Source organism: Ramlibacter aquaticus, assembly GCF_015159745.1.
Classification (GTDB): Bacteria; Pseudomonadota; Gammaproteobacteria; order Burkholderiales; family Burkholderiaceae_C; genus Ramlibacter; species Ramlibacter aquaticus.
In genome coordinates this window covers 36,960-44,246 of record NZ_JADDOJ010000032.1, presented here as the reverse complement: position 1 = coordinate 44,246, position 7,287 = coordinate 36,960, and the positions used below count along the sequence as shown (strand labels likewise).

The following is a 7,287-nucleotide window of genomic DNA, read 5'->3' as shown; positions in this document are numbered from 1 at the left end:
GAGCCGGGGCCGCGGCGGGAGCCGGCGGGGGCGGGGGCACCAGGGCGCCGTCGCAGCCCTTGGCGGCCGTGGCGGGGGTCCAGGTGGCATCACGCCAGCACAGTTCGTTCGTGCCGTTCTTCCAGACGAGTTCGCCGGTGCCGTTGACCCAGTTGTCCACGCGCTTGCCGCCATCGGCAGCTTCCACAGCGGCCTGCGCGCCAGCGGAAAGGGCTGCGGCGGCGATCAACAGGGCCACTTTGTTCAGTTTCTTCATGGTTCTCCTCTTGGGGGAAAAAAGCCGCAGCCGCGCTGCGCCATTGCTACGTTTCAGGTGACCATCACCAAAAGCGTCACGGCTCATTGTGCCACACGTCCTTACACAAGCAACGGCCGAGCCTTTGGGGCCTGCGTAGGACAAGACCGCATCCCCCGGCCTCTGTTGCTGCAGAGCGACATGACCCCCGCGGACGTAAAATAAAAGGCTTCGCGCCCGCACGGCAACCCCCTCCATGACCCAATTCGCCAAAGAAACCCTGCCCGTCAGCCTCGAAGAGGAGATGCGGCGCAGTTACCTCGACTACGCCATGAGCGTGATCGTGGGGCGGGCGCTGCCGGATGCGCGCGACGGCCTGAAGCCGGTGCACAGGCGCGTGCTGTACGCGATGCACGAGTTGAACAACGACTGGAACCGGCCGTACAAGAAGTCGGCCCGTATCGTCGGCGACGTCATCGGCAAGTACCACCCGCACGGCGACCAGTCGGTGTACGACACCATCGTCCGCCTGGCGCAGGACTTTTCCATGCGCCACATGCTGGTGGATGGCCAGGGCAACTTCGGCTCGGTGGACGGCGACAACGCCGCCGCCATGCGCTACACCGAGATCCGGCTGTCGAAGATCGCGCACGAGATGCTGGCCGACATCGACAAGGAAACGGTCGACTTCGGGCCCAACTACGACGGCAGCGAGAAAGAGCCGCTGGTGCTGCCCACCCGGGTACCCAACCTGCTGGTGAACGGCTCGGGCGGCATCGCGGTGGGCATGGCCACCAACATCCCGCCGCACAACCTCAACGAGGTGGTGGACGGGTGCCTGCACCTGCTGAAGAACCCGGACGCCACCATCGATGAGCTGATGGAGATCATCCCGGCGCCCGACTTCCCCACCGCCGGCATCATCTACGGCATGCAGGGCGTGCGCGAGGGCTACCGCACCGGCCGCGGCCGGGTGGTTATGCGGGCCAAGTGCCACTTCGAGGACATCGACCGCGGCCAGCGCCAGGCGATCATCGTGGATGAGCTGCCCTACCAGGTCAACAAGAAGACCTTGCAGGAGCGCATGGCCGAGCTGGTGCACGAGAAGAAGATCGAGGGCATCAGCCACATCCAGGACGAGTCCGACAAGTCGGGCATGCGCCTGGTGATCGAGCTCAAGCGCGGCGAAGTGCCCGAGGTGGTGCTGAACAACCTGTACAAGCTGACCCAGCTGCAGGACACCTTCGGCATGAACATGGTGGCGCTGGTGGACGGCCAGCCCCGGCTGTGCAACCTGAAGGACCTGATCCAGGTCTTCCTGCAGCACCGGCGCGAAGTCGTCACCCGCCGTACCGTCTTCAACCTGCGCAAGGCCCGCGAGCGCGGCCACGTGCTGGAAGGCCTGGCGGTGGCGCTGGCCAACATCGACGAGTTCATCCGCATCATCCGCGAATCGCCCACGCCGCCGGTGGCCAAGGCCGAGCTGATGGCGCGCAGCTGGGACAGCCAGCTGGTGCGCGAGATGCTGACCCGCACGCGCGAGGACGGCGGCACCATCAACGCCGACGACTACCGCCCCGAGGGCCTGGAAGCCGGCTACGGCATGGGCCGCGACGGCTTGTACCGCCTCTCCGACACGCAGGCGCAGGAAATCCTGCAGATGCGCCTGCAGCGCCTCACGGGCCTGGAGCAGGACAAGATCGTGGCCGAGTACAAGGAAGTGATGGCCGAGATCGACGACCTGCTCGACATCCTGGCCAAGCCGTCCCGCGTCTCCACCATCATCGGCGACGAACTCACCGCGCTGAAGACCGAATTCGGCCAGACCAAGCTGGGCGCGCGCCGCAGCGTGGTCGAGCACAACGCCCAGGACCTGGGCACCGAGGACCTGATCGCCCCCACCGACATGGTGGTGACGCTCTCGCACTCGGGCTACATCAAGAGCCAGCCGCTGGGCGAGTACCGGGCGCAAAAGCGCGGCGGGCGCGGCAAGCAGGCCACCGCCACCAAGGAAGACGACTGGATCGACCAGCTCTTCATCGCCAACACGCACGACTGGATCCTGTGCTTCTCCAACCGCGGCCGCATGTACTGGCTCAAGGTCTGGGAAGTGCCCTCGGGCTCGCGCGGCTCGCGCGGCCGGCCCATCGTCAACATGTTCCCGCTGGCCGAGGGCGAGAAGATCAACGTGGTGCTGGCGCTGACGGGTGAATTCCGCAGCTTCCCGGCCGACCACTACGTCTTCATGGCGACCTCCATGGGCACCGTGAAGAAGACGGCCCTGGACGAGTTCAGCAACCCGCGCAAGGCCGGCATCATCGCCGTCGACCTGGACGACGGCGACTTCCTCGTCGGCGCGGCACTCACCGACGGCAAGCACGACGTGATGCTGTTCTCCGACAACGGCAAGGCCGTGCGCTTCGACGAGAACGACGTGCGTCCCATGGGCCGCGCCGCCCGCGGCGTGAAGGGCATGCAGCTGGAGGACGGCCAGGGCGTGATCGCCATGCTGGTGGCCGAGGACGAGACGCAGAGCGTGCTCACCGCCACCGAGAACGGCTTCGGCAAGCGCACCTCCATCACCGAGTACACGCGGCACGGCCGCGGCACCAAGGGCATGATCGCGATCCAGCAGAGCGAGCGCAACGGCAAGGTGGTGGCCGCCACGCTGGTGCACGCCAACGACGAGATCATGCTGATCACCGACAAGGGCGTGCTGGTGCGCACCCGCGTCAGCGAGATCCGCGAGCTCGGCCGCGCCACCCAGGGCGTGACGCTGATGGCGCTGGACGACGGCTCCAAGCTGAGCGGCCTGCAGCGCATCGTCGAGAACGACGCCCAGCCCGAGGCCGGCGACGAGGTCGAGGGCGAGGCCGCCGGGGGTGACGAGGGCGCCGGCGGCGCAGGGACGGCCAGCGAATGAGGGACCTGGCCCAGCTGCGCGACGCCATCGACGCGGTCGACCGCGAACTGCTGGCCGTGCTGAACCGCCGCGCCGCGCTCGCCAACGAGGTCGGCGAACTCAAGCGCAAGGAAGGCTCCACCGTCTACCGGCCCGAGCGCGAGGCGCAGGTGATCCACAACCTGCAGCAGCGCAACCCGGGCCCGCTCAAGGCCGCGCAGGTGGCGACGGTCTGGCGCGAGATCATGTCGGCCTGCCGCTCGCTGGAGGCGCCGCAGCGCGTCGCCTACCTGGGGCCCAAGGGCACCTTCAGCGAGCAGGCGGCGGTGGAGTTCTTCGGCTCCAGCATCGAGCACGTGCCCTGCGTCAACTTCGACGAGGTGTTCCAGGCCGCGACCTCGGGCACCGCCGATTTCGGCGTGGTGCCGGTCGAGAACAACAGCGAGGGCGTGGTCACGCGTTCGCTGGACCTGCTTCTGCATTCACCGCTGCACATCGTCGGCGAGATCAGCCTGCTGGTTCGCCACCACCTGCTGCGTCTGTCGCCTTCGCTGGACGGTGTCGAGGTGGTGCTGGCGCATCCGCAGGCGCTGGCCCAGTGCCAGGGCTGGCTGTCCAAGCACCTGCCCGGGGCCGAGCGCCGTGCCGTGAGCAGCAATGCCGAGGGCGCCCGCCTGGCGGCCACCAACCCGGCCTGGGCCGGCATCGCCAGCGAGCGCGCGGGCAGCGAATTCGGCCTGCACGTGGCGGCCCACGCCATCCAGGACGAAGCCTTCAACCGCACCCGCTTCGCGGTGGTCTGCCTGCCGCAGGTGCTGGCCGCGCCGCAGGCCTCGGGCCAGGACTGCGTGAGCCTGGTGGTGTCGGTGCCCAACCGGCCCGGCGCGGTGCACGACATCCTGGCTCCGCTCAAGCGCCACGGCGTGTCCATGACGCGCTTCGAGTCGCGCCCGGCGCGCTCGGGCCAGTGGGAATACTTCTTCTACATCGACCTGCAGGGCCACCCCTCGCAGCCCCAGGTGGCGGCGGCGCTGGCCGAACTGCAGTCGCTGTGCGCGTTCTACAAGGTGCTGGGCACCTACCCGGTGGCGGACTGAGCATGTTCGAGCAGCTCGGACTCATCGGTTGCGGCCTCATGGGCGGCTCCTTCGCGCTCGCGCTCAAGCGCGCGGGCCTGGTCAAGCGCGTGGTGGGCTACAGCAAGTCGCCCACCACCACCGCGCGCGCCCTGTCCATGGGCGTGATCGACGTCGAGGCGCCCTCGGCCCTGCTGGCCGTCTCGGGGGCCGACGTGGTGCTGGTGGCCGTGCCCGTGGCCGCCACCGAAGCCACCTTCAAGGCGATCCGCCACCTGGTGACGCCGCAGACCCTGGTGATGGACGTGGGCTCGACCAAGCGCGACGTGGTCGACGCCGCCCGCCGCCTGCTGCGCGACAACGTCGGCTGCTTCGTGCCCTGCCACCCGGTGGCCGGCAAGGAGCTGTCGGGGGTGGAGAACGCCGATCCCGACCTGTACGACGGGCGCCAGCTCATCATCACGCCGATCGAGCGCACCGACCCGCGCCACCTGGCCCGCGCCGAGGCGCTGTGGCAGGCGCTGGGCTGTCACGTGGAGCAGATGAGCCCGGAGGCGCACGATGCGGCCTTCGCGGCCGTGAGCCACCTGCCGCACATGGTCGCCTTCGCGCTGGTCAACGCCATCGCCGCGCAGCCGCGCGGTCAGGATTTCCTCGGGCTGGCCGGGCCGGGCTTCCGCGATTTCACCCGCATCGCCGCCAGCGAGCCCAAGATGTGGCGCGACATCCTGCTGGCCAACCGCGAGGAGCTGCTCACGCAGTCGCGCCTGTTCCGCGAGGCCCTGCAGGCGCTGGAGCGCATGGTCGAGGGCGGCAACGCCGAGGCGCTCGAGGCCGCGATCGGCCAGGCCAGCCACCTGCGCGCCCACTGGCGCATGGGTACCCACCGCAAGTCTTCCTGAGCCGCCCGCCGGCGGGCCCGCCATGTTTTCCACCGAGTTCCTCGACCTGCCGCCGCTGCAAACCGCGGCCGGCACCGTCCACCTGCCCGGCTCCAAGAGCATCTCCAACCGCGTGCTGCTGCTGGCCGCGCTCAGCGCCGGCCGCACCACGGTGCACGACCTGCTGGACTCGGACGACACGCGGGTCATGCTGGACGCGCTGCGGCAGCTGGGGTGCGGCGTGAAGCGCTCGGGCAGCACCGCGCACATCACCGGCCTGGACGGCCGCATCGCCGCGCCCGGCCCGCTGAAGCTCTTCCTGGGCAACGCGGGCACCGCCATGCGCCCGCTCACGGCCGCGCTGGCGGTGCTGGGCGGCGACTTCGAGCTGGACGGCGTGCCGCGCATGCGCGAGAGGCCCATCGGCGACCTGGTGGACGCGCTGCGCCAGCTCGGCTGCAGCATCGAGGACCTGGGCCAGCCCGGCTACCCGCCCCTGCGCATCGGCCGGCCGCAGCTCCGCCTGGACGCGCCCATCCGCGTGCGCGGCGACGTCTCCAGCCAGTTCCTCACCGCCCTGCTGCTGGCCCTGCCCCTGGTGGCGCGGCAGGACATCGTGATCGAGGTCGTGGGCGAACTGATCTCCAAACCCTACGTGGAGATCACCCTGTCGCTGCTGGCGCGCTTCGGCGTCGCCGTGCGCCGCGAAGGCTGGCAGCGCTTCACCCTCCCGGCCGGCAGCCGGCTGCAGTCGCCGGGCGAGATCCACGTCGAGGCCGACGCGTCCTCGGCCAGCTACTTCATCGCCCTGGGCGCGATCGCGGCCACCGCGGCGCCGCTGCGCATCGAGGGCGTGGGCGAATCGTCCATCCAGGGCGATATCCGCTTCATCGACGCGGCGCGCCAGATGGGCGCCGAGGTCACCAGCTTCGCCAATGCCCTGGAAGTGCGGCGCGGCGCCTGGCCGCTGAAGGCGATCGACCTGGACTGCAACCACATCCCGGACGCCGCCATGACGCTGGCCGTGATGGCCCTCTACGCCGACGGCACCACCACGCTGCGCAACATCGCCAGCTGGCGCGTCAAGGAAACCGACCGCATCGCGGCCATGGCCATCGAGCTGCGCAAGCTGGGGGCCCAGGTGGAGGAAGGCGCGGACTTCCTGCGCGTCGCGCCGCCCGCGCGCTGGCGGCCGGCCGCCATCCACACCTACGACGACCACCGGGTGGCGATGTGCTTCTCGCTGGCGGCCTTCAACCCGGCCGGGGTGCACGTGCGCATCCTGGACCCGCGCTGCGTGGGCAAGACCTTCCCGGACTACTTCGAGGCCCTGTTCGACACCGCGCGCACCGACACCCCGCACATCCCGGTCATCTGCGTGGACGGCCCGACGGCCTCCGGCAAGGGCACGCTGGCCTCGCAGCTGGCACAGACGCTGGGCTACCACTACCTGGATTCAGGCGCGCTCTACCGCATCACCGGGCTGGCCGCGCGCCGGGCCGGGCTGGCGCTGGACACCGCCCATGAGCAGTCCATCGCCCGGCTGGCGGCCACGCTGCCGGTGCGCTTCGAGGGCGAGCGGGTCATCCTGGGCGGGGAGGACGTCAGCGAGGCCATCCGCAGCGAGGCGGCCGGCATGGACGCCTCCCAGGTCTCCGCCCTGCCCTCGGTGCGGTCCGCCCTGGTCGAGCTGCAGCAGTCCTTCCGGCGGCTGCCGGGCCTGGTCGCCGACGGCCGGGACATGGGCACCGTGATCTTCCCGGACGCGCCGCTCAAGGTGTTCCTCACCGCCAGCGCCGCCCGGCGCGCCGAACGCCGCCATAAGCAATTGATTTCCAAGGGTATTCCGGCTAAAATCGACGTTCTTCGCGCCGACCTGGAAGCGCGCGACGCACGCGACACACAGCGCGCCGTCGCCCCGCTCAAGCCGGCGCAGGACGCCCTCCTGCTGGACAACTCCGACCAAGGGATCGCCGAATCGGTGGCCCAGGTCCTTGGCTGGTGGGAAGACAAGCAGTCCTTCAGGCACGCCTGAAGGCTGCGAACAGCCCGCCGGGTCCGCCCGGCAGGTTGGCAACAGGCCCCACCAGCCTCCTGCCGCGCGACAGCGCACCGGGCCGGTGGGATCGCAACTTGAACCGCGGCCCCAAGCCGCAAACAACGCCGTCGCAGTCTTAGAAACGCCGGGCAATG

The 7,287-nt window shown here is 69.8% G+C and carries 4 protein-coding genes and 1 pseudogene; 4 read left to right on the top strand and 1 reads right to left on the bottom strand.

What is annotated here, in order from left to right:
* Positions 1–256, bottom strand: a pseudogene (locus tag IM725_RS09790) (outer membrane protein OmpA); the annotation flags it as partial.
* 235 nt (positions 257–491) lie between these two features.
* Between IM725_RS09790 and gyrA the strand changes: the two are divergent.
* From gyrA to IM725_RS09770, 4 genes are read left to right on the top strand one after another with little or no spacing between them, the layout of a single operon-like run.
* Complete coding sequence (gyrA, locus tag IM725_RS09785; protein ID WP_193780400.1) at positions 492–3,158, top strand: DNA gyrase subunit A; 2,667 nt, start codon at positions 492–494, stop codon at positions 3,156–3,158.
* Positions 3,155–4,234: a prephenate dehydratase gene (pheA, locus tag IM725_RS09780; protein ID WP_193780399.1), complete on the top strand. Its 1,080-nt coding sequence runs from the start codon at positions 3,155–3,157 to the stop codon at positions 4,232–4,234. The genes gyrA and pheA overlap by 4 nt, the downstream gene beginning before the upstream one ends.
* Before the next feature lie 2 nt (positions 4,235–4,236).
* The gene (locus IM725_RS09775) at positions 4,237–5,115 is read left to right on the top strand and encodes a prephenate dehydrogenase (RefSeq protein ID WP_193780398.1); all 879 of its coding nucleotides are present in this window, start codon (positions 4,237–4,239) and stop codon (positions 5,113–5,115) included.
* Positions 5,116–5,137: 22 nt separating this feature from the next.
* Positions 5,138–7,129 (top strand): bifunctional 3-phosphoshikimate 1-carboxyvinyltransferase/cytidylate kinase, encoded by a 1,992-nt coding sequence (locus tag IM725_RS09770; protein WP_193780397.1) that lies wholly within the window; start codon positions 5,138–5,140, stop codon positions 7,127–7,129.
* Positions 7,130–7,287 lie beyond the last annotated feature (158 nt).

Coding starts and splice junctions, on each gene's coding strand:
- gyrA (WP_193780400.1), top strand. CDS start 492: ATGACCCAATTCGCCAAAGAAACCCTGCCCGTCAGCCTCGAAGAGGAG.
- pheA (WP_193780399.1), top strand. CDS start 3,155: ATGAGGGACCTGGCCCAGCTGCGCGACGCCATCGACGCGGTCGACCGC.
- IM725_RS09775 (WP_193780398.1), top strand. CDS start 4,237: ATGTTCGAGCAGCTCGGACTCATCGGTTGCGGCCTCATGGGCGGCTCC.
- IM725_RS09770 (WP_193780397.1), top strand. CDS start 5,138: ATGTTTTCCACCGAGTTCCTCGACCTGCCGCCGCTGCAAACCGCGGCC.